This is a genomic window from Arthrobacter globiformis, from assembly GCF_030815865.1.
Lineage (GTDB): Bacteria > Actinomycetota > Actinomycetes > Actinomycetales > Micrococcaceae > Arthrobacter > Arthrobacter globiformis_B.
Genome location: NZ_JAUSXI010000001.1, coordinates 724,647 through 741,917 on the forward strand (window position 1 = coordinate 724,647; position 17,271 = coordinate 741,917).

Here is a 17,271-nt window from a genome sequence, read left to right on the forward strand (position 1 = left end):
CAACTACACTCAGTTTCACAGGAAGAGCACAAGATGATCGCAGAATGGACCGGCACTCGTTGGGGCCGTGAGGTGGTGGAAGGTGTGGTCGCTGGCCACCCCTGCCTCCAATACGCCAAGCGCAGCCAGCAGCTGGGCGAGTTCCTCATCGACGCCGGACGATGGGGGGATCGGGAATTTATGGTCCAAGGAGAGCGAAGGCTGACCTACAGGCAATTCCTTGGGGCTGTTGACGCCGTACGGAACGCATTGGCCGAGCGGGGAATGACCCACGACTCGAGAATCGCCCTCCTAGCCTTCAACTCGGTCGAGTGGGTGGTGACTTTTTGGGCTACGCAGGTTCTGGGAGCGACAGTCGTTTTGGGAAATGCATGGTGGAGCGACAACGAGTCCACAACTGCGTTTTCCGGTGCCGGCGTCGATCTGGTTGTCACGCACCGCGATCTTGATCTTCCCACCATGGCCATAACAGACGTGCGCCGCGTCATTGATGCAAGTACCCCCGCTTCGGTTATCCGGCTGGATGACATTGACGAAGAGGCATTGGCCATGATCATGTTCAGCTCTGGCACTACCGGGCTCCCCAAGGGGGTGAAAGTTCCACATCGGTCTCTCATCGCGAATATCCACAACGTCCTCATCCTGACCGGCCGGCTGCCGAGTGAACTACCTGACGACCATCCCGGAACGGTCAGTCTCCTGACCGTTCCACTCTTCCACCTCGCTGGACTCCAGATCTCCCTAACTACGCTGCTCTCCGGAGGACGGCTTGTGTTCCTCGAGGGTAAGTTCGACCCTGCACAGGTACTGGAGTTAATACAGCGGGAGCGAGTGCGCACCTGGGGCGGCGTCCCCACAATGGTAGGGCGGGTGTTGGACCACCCCCATTTCGGGCAGTACGACACTTCAAGCGTAAAATCAGTGCCGATGGGCGGTTCGGCAATATCCCAGGAGTTGCGCAACAAAGTAGCGTCAGGCTTCAGCGGCGTGCGCCAACGGGTCGGCAGCCTATACGGGATGACGGAAACAGGCGTTCTGGCCGCCGGTTCGGGACAGGATGTGGCCGGGCGGCGCGGATGTGTGGGCAAGGTTCTTCCCGCTGTGCAAATTCGCATCAAGGGCAGCAACGAAGACGGCAGCGGCGAGATACAGGCACTTACCCCCGCTGTAACCGGAGGATACCTGGACTCGGACGAGCCCATCGGCGATGCCGAGGGTTGGGTGTCGACCGGGGATCTGGGTTACCTCGACGAGGAAGGCTATCTTTTCGTCACCGGACGCTCGAAGGACGTCATTATTCGGGGCGGAGAGAACATTGCTAGCGTGCACGTCGAGGAAAGCCTGGAGTCGCATCCCGAGGTGCTCGAAGTAGCTGTCGTGGGTCTGCCCCATGCTGACCTGGGAGAAGAAGTAGGCGCCGCAGTGGTGCTCCGCACGGGATCGACGGCGACCACTGAAGATCTACGGATCCATGCGGCCAGTACTTTGGGGCGGTTCGAAATTCCGTCACGCTGGTGGCTACGCACCGAGAAGCTGCCGACCAACGCCACGGGCAAAGTACTGCGACGTCAGGTGGCCCAGGAATGGGCTCTGCGGACGTCCGAGTGAGGGGCACGGAAACCTCCCACCTGCCATTGGCAGGAATCCGAATTGTCGACCTTTCCCAGATCGGCGCTGGACCATACGGAACATCCATGCTGGGCGACCTTGGCGCGGACGTGATCAAGATCGAACCACTCGAGGGCGAGAGTTTCCGCCACATCGACAATCTCTTTGGTGAGGGCGACAGCGCCTACTTCTACGGGGTGAACCGCAGTAAACGCTCGCTGGCCCTTGACCTACACTCCGAGGGCGGCCGTCGGGTCCTGGAACGGCTGCTGGCCGATGCAGACGTTATGGTCGTAGCCTTCCGGCCCGATGCCGTGCGCCGGCTCGGCATCAGATATGAAGACGTGGCCGGACTCAATGACCAATTGATCTACTGCTCGATCACCGCATTCGGCGAAGACGGCCCCCGGGCGCATCAGCCCGGCATGGACATTTTGGCGCAAGGAATGGGCGGAATTATGGGTCTCACCGGGGAAGCGGGCGGGGCTCCGGTCAAGGTCGGAGTTCCCATTGCCGATTTCGCCGGTTCTTTCCTGCTGGGCTTTGCCGTCAGCGCGGCCCTCCGTGGCCGTGACCTGAACGGCGTGGGTCAGAAAGTCACCATCAATCTACTCGACGGCCAGGTAGCGAACCTCGCCAATATTCTCACCCACTATGACCGGACCAAAATTCCGGTCCGGCCTCACGGGGGCGGCCACGCCCAGCTGGTGCCCTACCAGCCCTTTCGAGGCTCGGACGGTCGCTACTTCATTGTTGCCTGTTTGAACGACAGGTTCTGGCAGCGTCTGGGGGCGGCGGTGGAACGCCACGATCTGGTTGCTGACAACCGATTCCGGACAAATCCTGACCGTGTCAGGAACCGATCTGAACTCATCCGGATGCTAGAGAAAATCTTTGCGACCCTCCCCGCGTCTGAGTGGCTCGAACTGCTGGACGAGAAGGGGGTGCCGTGCGGTCCCATCCATCGGCTCGAGGACGTCTTCAATGATCCCCAGGTTCAGCACAATGAATCAATCATCTGGCTGGAACACCCGGAGCACGGCTCGTATCCCGTCCCCAACCTGCCTATTCGATTTGAGCAGACGCCCGGCCGTCCGCGGGGCTACGCGCCGCGGCTGGGAGAGCACTCTCTGGAGATTCTCGCCGAAGCTGGATTTACGGATGAGGAAGCCGTCGAGCTCATCCGGTCTGGCGACGTCAGGTCCTTCAGTGTCACAGCCCCGCCAGTGGTGCCCTGATCCATGGGGGCCGCGGATACGAATCAGGGCGCGTCACGCAGTACGCTCATCCTCACTACCGCAGCAACGGGGGTGGTTGTGGTGTCGGTGATGCCGGCCTTCCTGGTCGGTGCGTCCTCCGTCCTCCTCGCACCGGAGCTGGGGGTAGACGAGGCAGGTATTGGGCTCACAATGGGCACCTTCTACCTCGCTTCCGCCTTTAGTGCCGTATTCGGAGGTCGGCTTGTTGACCGGCTGGGCCCGGGTAGATCCTTGCTGATTATCCCGCTGGTTGCTGCTCCCGTCTTGGTCATGATCGGGCTCCTGGTCCGTGAGCTCTGGACGCTGCTGGCCTTCCTCGCCTTGGGCGGCATGATAAACGGGATGGCTCAACCAGCGTCCAACCTGGCCCTGTCCTACGGCAATCGAAATCGCCAGGGCCTCATGTTCGGCGCGAAGCAGGCAGCCATCCCGTTGGCCACCCTGCTTGCTGGTGCCTCAATCCCCGTGGTCGGTGTCACTCTCGGCTGGCGCTGGTCATTCATCGCTGCCGGCCTACTTGCTATGCCGAGCTGCCTCTTGCCTTATCAAAACCTGTTCCCCAAGCATCGTGTAGTCCCGCGGGGAGAACGACGAAAGATCGCACGCCTCGGCTTCGTCACCGTCATGGCCGTTGCCATGGGCCTCGGAACCTCTGCAGCCACCACACTGGCTGTATTCCTCATCCCCACCGCAGTCGATTCGGGCCTCGCACTGGATCAGGCCGCCGTGCTTGCCCTCGTCGGCAGTTTTGCATGTATCGCGACCCGGCTGGCCAGCGGCTGGTACTCCGACCAGGGGGAAAGTCGCCGGCTCCTGGTCATTGTCGCGGTAATGCTGGCCGCCGGCGCTGCAGGCTTTGCGATGCTTGCCTCCAGCCAGCTCACCGGGGTGCTGGCCGGCGCGTTCATCGCATGCTCCTTCGGGTGGGGATGGACAGGGGTCATGATGCTGGCCTGCGTTCGTTACTCACCCAACGCAGCCGCCTCGGTCACCGGAATTCTGCAGGCAGGCGGAGCCACGGGGGCCGCTGCTGGTCCTATTATCTTCGGATTGCTCGCGGCGCAGTGGTCGTATCGCGAAGCTTGGGCGGCAGCTGCTTGCGGAAGTATCTTGGCGAGCGTCCTAGTGCTGCTAACGGCTACCAGGTCCGGCACCCAATCCTCGGGCCGGGGAGGCCTCGCACAGGAGCGTAGGGCCTCCTAGTTTCGGTTTCCGGCCTCGTTGTTTAGGGAGACCCAGTACGACTGCGCACGGTCATGCCAAGCATCGTGGCATTTGTCGAATACTATCCTCGCGCGGCTGCTTGGCCAGTGGCTGTCGAGCAGCTCTGCCGGCAGCTCTGGATCGAGGAAGGGAAACTGCCGCCACCTGTGGACGAGTTCTGTTTGGGCCGCAAAGGACTGAATAGGCGTCAGGGCGATCCGATGCTCAAAGTCGGACAGGAACTTCTGATATGCGGTCCTGACCTCATCCAGCCGCCAGGCTGCATGAACCATGTTGTTGGTCTCACCGATTCCTGAGGCTGGGCCGATCCAGGAGAGGGTGGTGCTCTCCAAGCCCAAATCGCTCACGATCTTTCGGACCTGATCGACTCGTCCGGCTCCCGGCACCACCCAAAGCCCGGGCGCGGGCGATCCCATGCCGGCCCAGGTGAGTTGGGTCCGTAGCTGGTGGCGCAGCTTCCGCTGCGTATCAGGTACCGTCACGGCGACTACCAGCCACTGGCCATCCCACTCCACTGGACGATTCGAAAACTGATAGATACGTTCAGTACCCTCCGATAGGAGCTGGTGGCCCAGTTCTGTCAGTCGCCATAGTGTACGACGGCCGATCCGTTCGGACTTGATAAACCCGGCGGAGGCGGTGCGCGCCAGCGCCTGACGCGCTGCCTTGTCCTCGACCCCAAGCGTCTGGAGGGTCTCAGTGATCGTGGCGGTCCAGACGCTCCCGCCATGGGGCAAAACGAACTCGCCAAGCAATGTCAGGAGAAGGGATCGCGCGCTGAGCGACCGGGACCGTTGAACGGCCAGTTCGGAAGTTGCACCGGGATCGTCGGGGTCCATGACCAGAGTCTACGACGTCACAGATAGTTCTACAAATACCTATGGCGGGGTCTGGGATAAGTAGCGGGAATGCGCCAGGCGCTATTGCGTTTGCTCAGCATTCTCTGCTTTTTATCCATATATTTCTGGAGGCCACACAGTCATGAGAACCACGGACGTATTTTTTACGTGATTGCTGGAAGCTTCCAGCGGACTTGCTCGTACCTATGCCAGGTCTCGTCAGCAGGGTCAGAGTGATCGTTTGGTGTACAGGCTCGATCACGAAGGCGCGTGCGCCTCGTTCCGCCCCGTCAGAGCCAACGCGTCAGCCGCAGTTGACTGCTCAGCCTTGTGCCATCCTCCCAGCTGCTTCGGCCGTGGCTTCCGTCTTGGGACCGGAAAGCACTCATATAAGGAGTCGTCGAGATGGCGTTCATCCAGTTGCCTGCACGCGGTCGTTTCCTGTCGGCCCAGGCGTGATCACTGGTGTGTTTCCGATGACGAACCAGGTCGGGGATGGGGCTGTTGCGTGCGGCACGGCGGCGTCAGGCCGTAGCGTGGTCCTGGCGCTCGAGCAGGCGGGATACGGCGTAGCCGATGACCACGCCCCAGAACGCGGCATGGATGTTGAAGAGGTTCAGGCCGGAGATCGTGACGACGAAAGTCACCAGTGCTCCGAGGGTGAAGTTCGTGGCGAAGGCGGTAACGAAGGCTTGTTGGAGGGCCCGCAGCATGGCGATGCCCCCCAGGGCCAGAACGAAGGCTTCTGGGGTGGCGAGCATGAAGCGGGTGAGCGTGGGGGCCAGCAGAGCGCAGACCAGCGACAGCAGTCCGTAGACCACTCCGGCGGTGTAATGGCGCTGTTTCTGCCCGGAGGCGGTCAGCAGGGCGTTGGTGGGGCCCGTTACGCAGGCCGAGACGCCGCCGAGGGCGGCGTTGAGCAGGGAGAACACGCCGGAGCACATCGCGAATACATTGACAGGCGGGCGGTGGCCTGCAGCCCGGAGCACCGCCGCACCCTGCCCGTTCTGCACCACCAGGACTGTGAGTGCCAGGGGGATGACGAGTTCCAGTTGGGCGGCCCAGGTGAACTCGGGGGCGGTGAACATGGGCGTGGCGAGGACCGGTCCGCCCTCCTCAACGATGAACCGGCCGCTGAGTACGACGGCGATGACGCCCACCGCCAGGGTGCCGAGTACCGGAGGGAGGTACTTGCCCAGGGCGGGTACAGCGGTGAGCACGAGGAACGCCACGACCATCGGCGCCGCCACTGCGGGGTCAGCCCGGGTGGAGGAGACGATGTCCGTCCCAAACCGGAGGAACACGGCCGCAACCATGGCCATGACGATCGGCAAGGGAATCGTGGCCATGATCGGGCGCACTACTCCGGTAGCACCGAGGGCGAGGATCAGCACTCCGGCAGAGAAAAACGCCCCGACCACCTCCGGGAAAGACAGGTGCTGCAGGGACGGCCCCAGAAGGACCGTCCCCGGAATGGACCAGGCAAAGCCCAGCGGCTGGCGATAGATCATTGACATGAGCAAGGTCGCCGCGCCGGCCGAGAGGAATATGGCGAAGACCCAAGACGCGAGCTGGGCCTGCGTCAGTCCGCCGAGCGACCCGACGGTCAGAGTGACCGCGATCGGCCCGGAGGCGGAAAACGCCAACCCGACGACCCCGTTCGAGGCGTAGTGCAGGCCGATATCCCGTAGAAAGTCGCGTACCCCAGCCGGGCCGACCCCGGGCCTCTCGAAGAGCGGTTGTCCTCCGGGGACGGGATCCGGTCCTGCCTTATTAGTCTTGGACTCGGCCTTCGAAGGGTGGTGCATGGTTGCTCCTGAGGCAATGACGGGTGTGGAAGGATGGCCAATCATAATTGGGCTGAGAAGACTTAACTGGTGCGCACGCGACCAACTCCTGGGGATCGCAAGGGGTACAAAACCGCCCGCTGAAATCCATTAGCGGATGGAGTTGGGATGTTTGGCTAGCGGTGTCACCTTGATCTTCATGTAGGGGTACATCGGGAAGCCACTGAGGATCTGGTGCAGCTCGTCGTTGGATCCGACGTCGAACACCGAATAGTTTGCGTACTCGCCGACCACTCGCCAGATTGAGGCAAGACGGCCTTCCTCTTGCAGCCCCTGGGAGTACTCCTTCTCCAGCCCCTGCATGCGGGTGACGTCCTCGGGGGAGAGATGCGATGGGAATTGCACGTCCATCCGGGCCAAAAACAACACTATTTTCTCCTTGGTGGTTGGGGGCTAGGACAGGCGGTACTTCGCGAGCTTGTCGTCGTCGATTTCGGCTCCGACACCTGGCAGATCGCGCACCGTAATCGTGCCGTTGATTATGCGGAGCGGGTCGGCCAGCAGATCATCGGCCATGTCGAGGAAGTTGGACAGTTCCCCAGCCCGGCGGCTGCTGGCCTCGTGGGCGGCACCGAAGGCGATGGTCGCCAGCGAGCCGACCTGCGTGTCGATCTGGTTGCCCATGGTCACATCCACGCCGAGCCCGGTGCACAGGCCCAGGATCTCGGTGGCCTCGGTGAAGCCAGAGCGGGCGGTCTTGATGCAGATGGCGTTGCAGCCACCGGCGAGCAGTTCCCGTGACGCATCGCCGGCCGTGGGGACGGATTCGTCGCCCACTACCGGGATTGGGGATTTGTCGACCAGGCGGCGCCGACTCATTGCTTCCTTTGCGTCACATGGCTCCTCGAGCAGGGTCAACCCGTATCCCTCGGTCCGCCGCAGCACCTCAAGGGCTTCGTTTGCAGTCCAGCCACGGTTCGCGTCCATGTAGATCTCCACATCCTTACCCAGCCCCTCGCGCAGCACACGGCATGCCTCCACGTCCAGTGACAGCGGCCGGCGGCCCACCTTGAGCTTGAACGTGGTGATGCCGTATTCCTCTCCAAAGCGCAAGGCTTCGTCGAGGAGTTCCTGGGCGGGCCGGAAGCCGAGCATGTGGCTGACCCGCATCCGGTCCGTGTACCCTCCGAGCAACTTGTGGACTGGCGTGCTGAGTGTCTTGCCGATCGCGTCCCAGACTGCAATGTCGACGGCACCCTTCGCGACCTGATTGTGAATGGTGCGGCGCAATACCGCATGGATCTGCTCGCGGTCCAATATCTCGACGCCGATCAGCTGCGGGGCAAAAGTCTTCTCTATGATCGTTCCGATCGACTCCTGCGTCTCCCCGTAGGTATACGGGCGGGGAGGTGCGTCTGCAACTCCCACGACCCCGTCGTCCGTATACACACGCACCAGCACATGGTCAGCATTGGCTACCTCGCCGCTGGCGAATTTCAGGGGATGCGTGTAAGGGATGGAGTAGGGGATAGCTTCGATCCGTTCGATCTTCAACGGCGCGGTTCCTTTCGGGGTCAGGTGGAGCGAGCGTGTCGAGGACAAAGATGAAGAAGGGGTCAGCGGCGGGCACGACCCGTACGTGCGGGGGAGTATGCAACGCCCCCGGCACCGCGAGGTTACGGCCCCGGTCTCCGCAGCCCACTGGCTCAAAACCTCGGATTTAAGACGTGTCGAAAGACGCGATTTTCCCCGGGAGCTAGGCTCCCTGAAATTTCGCGGATTTTCCTCGACATTGACACGCTAGCCGCAGGATCGGAGACCGGGGGATCCGCGGGTAAGCCACCGCCGCGCCGGAGTTACGGCCGCCGGGCGGCCGCATTGGCCACAGTTAGGCGTCCTCCTAGCCGCCCCGGACGATCCTTACTTTAGCTGGCCCTCCTTGGCGAGAACGTAGTCGTAAACGGCCTCCTCGCCGGCAGCGCCATCGGTGCGCGGCTTGGGGTCGAGCATCAGCTCCGGCTTGACTGCCGAAGCGATGTCATCGGCGTTATGCGGGTCGCCGGGGAAGTAAAGCTGCTGAGTCACCGGCTGGTATCCCGGCGCAGAAACCTTGATGTGGATGTGGGCCGGACGCCAGGCATGCCAGCCTGCTGCACTAATCAGCTGACCACAGGCTCCGTCGGTAGGGATCTGATAGGGTGCCGGGCGCATGGTATGGACCACGAACTGGCCATCCTTGTCAGCCTTCACGGTGGCGCGGAAGAGCCACTCCGGGAGCCCGGGCGCGTATTGGGAGTAGAACCCGGCCGCGTCCGCATGCCAAATTTCCAGCTGTGCGCTCTGGATCGGGTTGCCGTCCGTGTCGGTGAAGCGGCCGCTGAAGCGCAGAGGAGTACCCTCTTCGCCCTCACGCATTTCCACGGTGGCCGGGGACTCGAGCACCGGCGAGTTCGGTACGTAGTAGGGGCCTTCGATGGTGCCTTTGGTGCCCGGGCGGTCCTGGGAGTTGACATCTTCCACTGTGTGTTCGAGCCACACGTCGAGGAACAGGGGCCACTCGCCATCGGTGCCGACTTTGATCAGCCACGCTTTGAGTGCGTTGTACTCCTCGTAGGTGACTTCGTGCTCTACGACGATGTCGTTGGCGGCCTTGATCAGGGCTCCGGCGAGCAGGCTCACACGCTCCTTCGGTACGCCCAGGCCGGCGAGCTTGCCCGAGGCGGCGAAGCGCTCGGTGGCCTTTGAGCCGGCCTCTACGGCAGTGCCCTCGTTCTCTTTGCGGGTGTCCGCCTGAATCTCAATCATGGTGTTCTCCACTCATCCTCGTATCCAAGACAGGAAGGGCTCCCGTCCTGCCTTGACGCGCCGGGCGCAGGCTGGGCCCGCTGGACCATCGGCCTCCGTGACGTCCATCTCAGGTTAGATAGAGGGATAAGGACTAAACAAGTATCGATTGTCAAGGTATTCGGTAACTGGAAGGACATAAAAACACCCTAGGCCAAGCCTAGGGTTTTGCCTGATGTGAGAGCTATCACGCTGCACCAGAATGGCTCACATACCTTTCCCCAACGGGCAGAAGCCTAGTTCCCCAAGGACGTCGCCCGCCCGCCCCCATTCTCTCCGAAAAAGGAGTACGTGATGACCGAAAACCTGACCCGTGTCCGTGAGGTCCTTGCCGACGCCGTGATCGACGATCGTGAGAACGGCGTCATCCGGGCAAAGCGCGCGATCTTCACGGACGAAGAGATCTTCGAACTGGAGATGAAGCACATCTTCGAGGGCAACTGGGTCTACCTCGCCCACGAGTCCCAGATCCCCAACGTGGGCGACTACTTCACCACCTACATCGGGCGGACTCCCGTCGTCATCACCCGGGATAAGGACGAGAAGATCAACTGCATCGTCAATGCCTGCTCGCACCGAGGCGCGATGCTCTGCCGACGCAAGACCGACAACAGGACCACGTTCACCTGCCCTTTCCACGGCTGGACCTTCAAGAACTCCGGGGAACTGCTGAAGGTCAAGGACTCCCGCAACGCCGGATACCCGGAGACCTTCAACAAAGAGGGCTCGCACGACCTCACCAAGGTGGCCCGCTTCGACTCCTACCGCGGCTTCCTTTTCGGCTCCTTGAACGCTGACGTCCTCCCACTCGAGGAACACCTGGGAGACGCCACCAAGGTCATCGATTCGATTGTGGACCAGTCCCCGGAGGGACTAGAGGTCCTGCGCGGATCGTCCACCTACACCTACGACGGCAACTGGAAGGTCCAGGCGGAAAACGGCGCCGACGGCTACCACGTCACCGCCGTGCACTGGAACTACGCCGCAACCACCGCCCGCCGAAGCGCCGGTGACTCCGCCAACACGACCAAGGCCATGGACGCCGGCAAATGGGGGAAGGTCAAGGGCGGCTTCTATTCCTACGACCACGGGCACCTGCTGCTGTGGCAGGAATGGACCAACCCCGAGGACCGTCCGCTGTGGGACCGCCGCGACGAGCTCGTCCAGAAGTACGGCGAGGAGATGGCCAACTTCATGATCAACATCTCCCGCAACCTCTGCCTGTACCCCAACGTCTACATCATGGACCAGTTCTCCTCGCAGATCCGCCACTTCCGCCCTATTTCAGCGGACCAGACCGAAGTCACGATCTACTGCATAGCACCAAAGGGCGAGTCGCAAGAGAACCGCTCAAAGCGCATCCGCCAGTACGAGGATTTCTTCAACGCCACCGGCATGGCCACGCCGGACGACCTCGAAGAGTTCCGCTCCTGCAACAAGACCTACTGGGCCACCTCGGCGCCGTGGAACGATATGACGCGCGGCTCTACTCACGAGATCGCGGGTCCTGACGAGCAGGCCAAGGCACTGGGCATGTCCCGGGTGATCGCCTCTGGCATGCGCACCGAGGACGAGGGCCTCTACCCGATCCAGCACGGGTACTGGAAGCAAGTCATGGACAAGGCCCTCGCCGAGGCGGAAACCCTCGCCCAGGAAACCGTGCCGGTCACCGCCTGACCGAGCCCCCGAACCCCCGACCCCCACAGAGAGTGCTGACCCCAATGGCCAACCTGATTAACCCGCTGACTGCGCTCAAGAGCGCCGAGGAGATCGCCACCCTCGAAACCGTGCGCGCCTTCCTGTACAAAGAGGCCCGCCTGCTGGACGACCGCCAGTTCGACGAATGGCTCCAGTGCTACCACCCGGACTCCGAGTACTGGATGCCGGCGTGGGACGTCGACGACCGGCTCACGGTGGACCCCCAGAACGAGATCTCCCTGATCTACTACGACAACCGCGGCGGCATCGAGGACCGCGTGTTCCGGATCAAGACAGATCGCTCCTCCGCCACGTCCCTGCCAGAGCCCCGAACCGGGCACAACATCACGGACGTGGAGGTCCTGGAGCACGACGGCGACCAGGTGAAAGTCCGTTTCAACTGGTTCACCCTGTACTTCCGGTACAACACCACCGACACATATTTCGGCACGAGCTTCTACACCATCGACCTCTCCGCCGAGCAGCCGGTGATCCTGAAGAAGAAGGTTGTACTGAAGAACGATTACATCCACCACGTGGTGGACGTCTACATGATCTGACGGCATCCGGCGCCGTCCGGGTCCGACCGGGACGGTGACGGTCGGAGCATCCTGGCCGCCACATCTGCTTACTACAAGACATTCGCACTAACTTTTTCGGAGGTTGCGAGGACGCGACCACCACCTAGGAGGAAATCATGGGCCATCAGGTAGCCCTCAGCTTCGAGGATGGCGTGACCAAGGTCATCAAGGTCGGTGACTTCGAGACCGTGATGGATGCGGCCTACAAGGCGCGCATCAACATCCCGTCCGACTGCCGTGACGGTGCCTGCGGCACGTGTAAGGCCTTTTGCGACTCAGGCTCGTTCGATCCTGGTGACTTCATCGACGACGCGATGACCGAGGAGGAGCTCGAGAAGGGCTACCTGCTCACCTGCCAGGCGGTCCCGGAGTCGGACCTCACCATCCAGATCCCAGCCACTTCGGAGTCCGCGAAAACCTCTGCAGCCACGTTCACCTCCACCCTCAGAGAGCTCGACAAGCACTCGGAGTCCACGATCTCCTTCGCCCTGGAGGTGCAGAACCGGGAGGCCCTGGCGTTCCTGCCCGGCCAGTACGTCAACATTAAGGTCCCGGGCACCGACGCCGAGCGCTCATACTCCTTCAGCAACGGCCCCAAACTGCAGGATGCGTCCTTCATGGTCCGGATAACCCCGCAGGGCGCAATGTCCGAGTATCTTCGGGACCGGGCAGTGGTGGGGGACACCATCGAGTTCACGGGCCCCTACGGCTCCTTCTTCCTCCGCGAACCAAAGCGCCCCCTGCTCCTGCTCGCAGGCGGCACCGGACTAGCCCCGCTCCTGTCAATCCTGGAGAAACTCTCCGAGAACCCGCCAGCCACCCCGGTCCACCTGATCTACGGCGTCTCCCGCGAAGCCGACATCGTCGGCCTCGACTGGCTGCGCAGCTACGAAGCGAAGCTGCCGGGCTTCACCTGGGATTACATCGCTGCCGAACCGGGTACCTCCGCCCCGCACACGGGCTACGTTACCCAGATCATCCAGCCGTCCCACCTCAACGATGGCGACGTCGATATCTACCTCTGCGGACCGCCGCCCATGGTCAATGCCGTCTCCAAGTGGCTGGACACCGAGGACATCCAGCCAGCCAACTTCTACTTCGAGCGTTTCGCCCCCAAGGAGACCACAGGCGGAGACGCCGAGACGGGCGCGCCCGCCCCCGTGGAGAAGCTCGAGACTGAAGGCGACACGATCAGCCGCGTTGAAGCTATTTCGTCCCTGGAGACTGGTCAGCTTGAGTTCCGCAAGGAGGACAGTTTCGCCCATCTGGAGGCCCGCATGGGCCTTGAGCTTGCAGTCACCGAGCTGATGTTTGGTCGTCTCAGCGAGGAGCAGCTGAATCAGTTCCGTCGTCTCGCCGAAGCGACCACACGTGCGGTGGGCAAGGGCAGGGTCCTCGATCCAGAAGAATATGTGAGGACCAACGAAGAGTTCCACGAGTACCTCTTCACGATCTGCGATAACCCCATGCTGCTTGAGTCGTACCGTCGACTCGATGTCCACGCCCAGATGGCAGCAACCTTCGTGGAGGGTACCGAGATCTTCGAGTGGGTCGCCCAAGACCACCTCGACGTCGTGGACGCGTTCGAGCGAAAGGATAAGGAACGTGCCCGGGAAGTCATTATGGCTCACGCCCGCGACGCCAAGGGCACCATGTCCGGGGCGATTGACGCCAAGGACAAAGGTTTCCAGCGGTGACGGCGTATGTGGGACAGTTCGTCACGCCCGGCCGTTTCGCCGGCAAGGTGGCTGTGGTGACGGGCGCCGCCCAAGGCATTGGCCGGAAGGTAGCGGAGCGGATTGGGGCCGAAGGGGGCGCGGTCGTCCTTGTGGACCGTTCCGACATAGGGCAGGAGATCGCCCAGGGGATCCGGGAAGCCGCGCAGACGTCCGGCTCCGGAGGATCCGCGAGCTCCGTGACCGCGGACCTGGAAAGCTTCGCGGGAGCAGAACAGGCGGTGAGCGCGGCGTTGGACCTTCACGGCAGGGTTGACGTACTTGTCAATAACGTGGGGGGAACGATCTGGGCCCGCCCCTACGAAGAGTATGACGAGGAGAAGATCGAGAGGGAGATCCGCCGTTCCCTCTTTCCCACCCTCTGGTCCTGCCGTGCCGTACTCCCAGCAATGCTCGAGCAGGGGTCGGGAACCATCGTCAACGTCTCCTCAGTCGCCACCCGCGGGATGCATCGCGTTCCTTACGCCGCGGCGAAGGGCGGCGTCAACGCCCTCACCCAGTCCCTGGCCATGGAGGTCGGCGGGCGCGGTATCCGGGTTGTCGCAACCGCCCCTGGCGGCACGGAAGCTCCGCCCAGGAAGGTCAAGCGCGGACCGGAAGCGGAGTCGATTACCGAAAAGGCGTGGTATCAGACAATCGTCGATCAGACTTTGGAGTCCTCTTTTATGAAGCGATACGGCACTCTGGACGAACAGGCTGCACCGATCGTGTTCATGGCCTCCGACGAGGCGTCCTATGTCACCGGCAGCATTCTCCCTGTGGCTGGCGGGGACCTCGGCTGAGCATACTGTGACGGAAACTCGCTGGCGTGGCCGCACGACGCGCTCGAGTAAACTTGCCAGCATGACCCCGGCCCATCACGGCGACACCGAGGAGGACCTGGCGCTGGTCGGCCGGGCTGATGTCTTCGAGAAGTTGCTGGAAGCGCTGCGCACAGTACGTAAAGGCAGCGTGCGAACGGTAGTGCTCAGCGGCCCGCAGGGATCCGGTAAGACAGCCTTGCTGGATCTTTTCCTGGAGCACTGCAGCGCTGTGACCCGTGGTGTGCGCGTGCTCTCGGCTACAGGAGACGAGTGGGAGGCCCAGTTCCCCCTCGCCGGCTACTCCCAGCTCATGGCCTCCCAGCGGTTGCGCTCTGCCAAGGACTACAACCAAGTCACCGCACCGTCGGCGGCCGTTGGCGTAGCTCTGAACCTTGGTCAAATCGCCAACTACGCGTCGACTCTAATTTCACAGCTCGACGGGCTTCAATCGCAAGGAAGCGTGGTCGTTGCCGTCGATGACGTCCAGCACCTGGACGAAGAGAGCCTCCATATTCTGGTGTTCGTAATGCGGCGGCTACGCGGTAAGCGGATCCTGTTCGTGATCACTCTCGGCACCAGCCAAGCTCAGCTCCTTCCTCCGGGCGTGCTTTCCTTCTTCACGGGGCACCAGGTTTCCCGCATTCCGTTGGAACCGCTGACGCCGCAACAGGTCCAGGATCTTGCCCGGCGCTTGTTTGGGATCGACCTAACCGCGACGGCCGCTCACGAGCTCGTGCGGCATACGGGAGGTTTGCCCCAATCGATCGTTGAGCTCCTGAACGAACTGCCCACGGAAACATGGCAGACATGGTTCCCGTCCCTGCCTCCGAGCTCCCGCGTGCGCGCCAGGGTGCGCAGTCTTCTCAACGTAGCGTCTCCCGACCTCGTCGCCGTCGCGGAGGCCGTATCCGTGCTCAGACACAGTGCGGGAGTAGCAGAGGTTGCCCACGTCAGCGGAGTGGCGTCCGTCATCGATGTCCTCGACGAGGGCCACCGTGCCGGGCTGCTGGGGCTGGCGGTAGAACAGACCCGGACGGTGGTGACGTTCTTCGAAGCCGGTACTGGTGAGTCCGTCTACGAGCAGATGGTACCCAGCCGACGCATTGCACTACACCGCCGGGCTGCGGAAATCCTCCAGATCGAGGGCGATCGACTGGGCCACCGTGTCTCCGCCACCCCGGGCGCGGACGAGGGACTGGCCTCGGAGCTTGAAGAATACGCCGCCCAACAAGCACTGGTCGGGGCTTGGCAAGATGTTTCCACCGCGCTGTTTTCCGCGTCCAGGCTCTCCGCAGCCATCCCCACCGCCAACGATCGGCTCCTTAGAGCAGTAGACGCCCTCGTTGGTGCGGGCAATATGGCCCAGGCACAGATGTGGGCTGCGGCCGTTGATGCCATGCCGGCTTCGCCGCTGCGCTCCTCCGTGTTGGGTTACCTCTCCACCGCGTCGGGACAGAATCACAGCGCCCAAACCCAGCTGCAGATGGCCTGGAGCACAAGCAACCCGCAGCGGGACCCCCCAGCCGCCGCGCAAGTTGCCCAACGCCTGGTTCTGCACGGGTTGGCTTCCTGGGACGGCCCGCTTATAACGGGCTGGGCGGAGCAGGCCATGTCCCTCACAAAACCAGGGACCCCGGCCCACATAGAGTCCGAGGCCATCTACGGGCTGGGCCTGTACGCTCGGGGACGGTTGGCGGAAGCAGAGGCTTCATATCACAGAGCCTTCGAACATGCGTCCGAGAACGCGCAAAAGCAGCGCGTTCAAATGGGTGCCGGCTGGCTGGCCCTGCGCTTGGACGACGCGGAGAAGGCCCTTGTGAATTTCGAAGCCGCGGCCCCCACTGAATTCCGGGGTGGATCTTTGCGAATTTCCCTTTGGGCCGAGGCATGGCTGGCCCGCACCCACCTCGTGCTCGGTAACTGGGATGCCGCTGCCGCCACCGTTGCCCACGCCTCGGTCCGGCTCGAGACCTCGAGGATGCCATTGATCCGCCCATTGTTATATTGGACGGCCGCCGAACTATGGTCCATGCGCGGCGACTGGGATAGGGCCCGATACTACGTCTCCCAGGCCGCCGTGCAGCCAGGCACCTACCGGGCCATGCAAGTACCGGCCAGCCTGGCCCGGGCGCGTTTCCATGAGGCGCGCGCGGACTACGAAAGCGCCTTGGCAGTGCTGCAGCCCCTGACGGAGCTGGACCCATGGACAGACGATCGTGTCTCCTTCTGGCCCTGGCAAGACACCTACGTCAATGCCCTCGTCATGACCGACCAGCTCGACATGGCCGACAAGTTCCTCACAGCCTTCGAGCGGGTACGGCGAGAGCGGGCAATACCGTCGGACCTGGCACGAATGGCGTGGGCGAGGGGCCGGCTCGTGGCTGCCCAAGGGGACCCCGATACCGCCAGGGAGCACTTCGAAGCGGCACTCGGACACCTGCGGGGGCTTAACCGGCCATACCTGCGGGCAAGAGTGAGCTTTGCGTTCGGCCAGAGCATGCGACGGGCGGGCAAGAGACGCCTGGCATCCTCGGTGCTGCGGGTGGCACGGGACCTCTACGACTCCCTGGGAGCCGCCACTTATGTGGACCGGTGCGACCGGGAGCTCAAGGCAACAGGTTTGGACGTCGGCAACCCGCCCGACCCTTCCGACGCCGTGCTCGCCGCCGTGACCCGCCCGCAGATCCAACTCACGGCTCAGGAGCAGGCGGTAGCCGAGCTCGTGGCCGGGGGCGCGACCAATAAAGAGGCCGCCCGTGTCCTGTTCCTGGCAGAGAAGACTGTGCAGTACCACTTGACGCGCATCTACGGGAAGCTGGGGATTCGCTCCCGCAGCGAATTGGCGGCACGGTTCCGCGCCACCGACTGACAGGTCTGCTCCTTAGATCCGAG

General features: G+C 62.7%; 13 protein-coding genes. 8 read left to right on the plus strand and 5 right to left on the minus strand.

Translation table 11 applies throughout. The features are described from left to right. Positions 1 to 33 precede the first annotated feature (33 nt). Genes QFZ33_RS03390 through QFZ33_RS03400 form a run of 3 tightly spaced genes read left to right on the plus strand, consistent with a single transcriptional unit; the run spans position 34 to position 4,070 of the window. The gene (locus tag QFZ33_RS03390) at positions 34 to 1,608 is read left to right on the plus strand and encodes a class I adenylate-forming enzyme family protein (protein ID WP_307024850.1); all 1,575 of its coding nucleotides are present in this window, start codon (positions 34 to 36) and stop codon (positions 1,606 to 1,608) included. After that, positions 1,584 to 2,846, plus strand: coding sequence for a CaiB/BaiF CoA transferase family protein (locus QFZ33_RS03395; protein WP_307024852.1), 1,263 nt, complete (start codon positions 1,584 to 1,586; stop codon positions 2,844 to 2,846). Before QFZ33_RS03390 ends, QFZ33_RS03395 begins: the two co-directional genes overlap by 25 nt. Before the next feature lie 3 nt (positions 2,847 to 2,849). Next, a complete protein-coding gene (locus QFZ33_RS03400; protein ID WP_307024854.1) occupies positions 2,850 to 4,070 on the plus strand; it encodes an MFS transporter in 1,221 nt (406 codons plus the stop codon). Here the strand turns inward: QFZ33_RS03400 and QFZ33_RS03405 are convergent. The 5 genes from QFZ33_RS03405 to catA all read right to left on the minus strand — a co-directional run bounded on the left by QFZ33_RS03405 (position 4,067) and on the right by catA (position 9,522). Continuing rightward, positions 4,067 to 4,930 (minus strand): PaaX family transcriptional regulator, encoded by an 864-nt coding sequence (locus tag QFZ33_RS03405; protein WP_307024856.1) that lies wholly within the window; start codon positions 4,928 to 4,930, stop codon positions 4,067 to 4,069. The genes QFZ33_RS03400 and QFZ33_RS03405 overlap by 4 nt on opposite strands. A 524-nt stretch (positions 4,931 to 5,454) precedes the next feature. Further along, the gene (locus QFZ33_RS03410; RefSeq protein WP_307024858.1) at positions 5,455 to 6,738 is read right to left on the minus strand and encodes a benzoate/H(+) symporter BenE family transporter; all 1,284 of its coding nucleotides are present in this window, start codon (positions 6,736 to 6,738) and stop codon (positions 5,455 to 5,457) included. A 129-nt stretch (positions 6,739 to 6,867) separates the two neighbouring features. Further along, on the minus strand, positions 6,868 to 7,146 hold the full coding sequence (gene catC, locus QFZ33_RS03415; protein WP_307024860.1) for a muconolactone Delta-isomerase: 279 nt from the start codon (positions 7,144 to 7,146) through the stop codon (positions 6,868 to 6,870). Positions 7,147 to 7,170: 24 nt separating this feature from the next. Continuing rightward, the gene (locus QFZ33_RS03420; protein WP_307024862.1) at positions 7,171 to 8,271 is read right to left on the minus strand and encodes a mandelate racemase/muconate lactonizing enzyme family protein; all 1,101 of its coding nucleotides are present in this window, start codon (positions 8,269 to 8,271) and stop codon (positions 7,171 to 7,173) included. A gap of 366 nt (positions 8,272 to 8,637) precedes the next feature. Further along, the gene (gene catA / locus QFZ33_RS03425) at positions 8,638 to 9,522 is read right to left on the minus strand and encodes a catechol 1,2-dioxygenase (RefSeq protein ID WP_307024864.1); all 885 of its coding nucleotides are present in this window, start codon (positions 9,520 to 9,522) and stop codon (positions 8,638 to 8,640) included. 333 nt (positions 9,523 to 9,855) lie between these two features. Between catA and benA the strand changes: the two genes are divergently transcribed. The 5 genes from benA (at position 9,856) to QFZ33_RS03450 (ending at position 17,248) form a co-directional block, all read left to right on the plus strand. Next, positions 9,856 to 11,238 carry a benzoate 1,2-dioxygenase large subunit gene (benA, locus tag QFZ33_RS03430; protein ID WP_307024865.1) on the plus strand — a complete coding sequence of 461 codons (1,383 nt, stop codon included), beginning with the start codon at positions 9,856 to 9,858 and terminating at the stop codon, positions 11,236 to 11,238. A 44-nt stretch (positions 11,239 to 11,282) separates the two neighbouring features. After that, entirely contained in the window at positions 11,283 to 11,819 is a 537-nt protein-coding gene (benB, locus tag QFZ33_RS03435; RefSeq protein ID WP_307024867.1) for a benzoate 1,2-dioxygenase small subunit, read from the plus strand. 137 nt (positions 11,820 to 11,956) lie between these two features. Beyond that, positions 11,957 to 13,537 carry a benzoate 1,2-dioxygenase electron transfer component BenC gene (benC, locus tag QFZ33_RS03440; RefSeq protein WP_307024869.1) on the plus strand — a complete coding sequence of 527 codons (1,581 nt, stop codon included), beginning with the start codon at positions 11,957 to 11,959 and terminating at the stop codon, positions 13,535 to 13,537. Beyond that, entirely contained in the window at positions 13,534 to 14,358 is an 825-nt protein-coding gene (gene benD, locus QFZ33_RS03445; RefSeq protein WP_307024872.1) for a benzoate diol dehydrogenase BenD, read from the plus strand. The genes benC and benD overlap by 4 nt, the downstream gene beginning before the upstream one ends. Before the next feature lie 61 nt (positions 14,359 to 14,419). Next, positions 14,420 to 17,248, plus strand: coding sequence for an AAA family ATPase (locus QFZ33_RS03450; RefSeq protein ID WP_307024874.1), 2,829 nt, complete (start codon positions 14,420 to 14,422; stop codon positions 17,246 to 17,248). Positions 17,249 to 17,271 lie beyond the last annotated feature (23 nt).

Coding starts and splice junctions, on each gene's coding strand:
- QFZ33_RS03395 (WP_307024852.1), top strand. CDS start 1,584: ATGGGCTCTGCGGACGTCCGAGTGAGGGGCACGGAAACCTCCCACCTG.
- QFZ33_RS03405 (WP_307024856.1), bottom strand. CDS start 4,930: ATGGACCCCGACGATCCCGGTGCAACTTCCGAACTGGCCGTTCAACGG.
- QFZ33_RS03400 (WP_307024854.1), top strand. CDS start 2,850: ATGGGGGCCGCGGATACGAATCAGGGCGCGTCACGCAGTACGCTCATC.
- QFZ33_RS03450 (WP_307024874.1), top strand. CDS start 14,420: ATGACCCCGGCCCATCACGGCGACACCGAGGAGGACCTGGCGCTGGTC.
- catA (WP_307024864.1), bottom strand. CDS start 9,522: ATGATTGAGATTCAGGCGGACACCCGCAAAGAGAACGAGGGCACTGCC.
- QFZ33_RS03390 (WP_307024850.1), top strand. CDS start 34: ATGATCGCAGAATGGACCGGCACTCGTTGGGGCCGTGAGGTGGTGGAA.
- benC (WP_307024869.1), top strand. CDS start 11,957: ATGGGCCATCAGGTAGCCCTCAGCTTCGAGGATGGCGTGACCAAGGTC.
- QFZ33_RS03410 (WP_307024858.1), bottom strand. CDS start 6,738: ATGCACCACCCTTCGAAGGCCGAGTCCAAGACTAATAAGGCAGGACCG.
- benA (WP_307024865.1), top strand. CDS start 9,856: ATGACCGAAAACCTGACCCGTGTCCGTGAGGTCCTTGCCGACGCCGTG.
- benB (WP_307024867.1), top strand. CDS start 11,283: ATGGCCAACCTGATTAACCCGCTGACTGCGCTCAAGAGCGCCGAGGAG.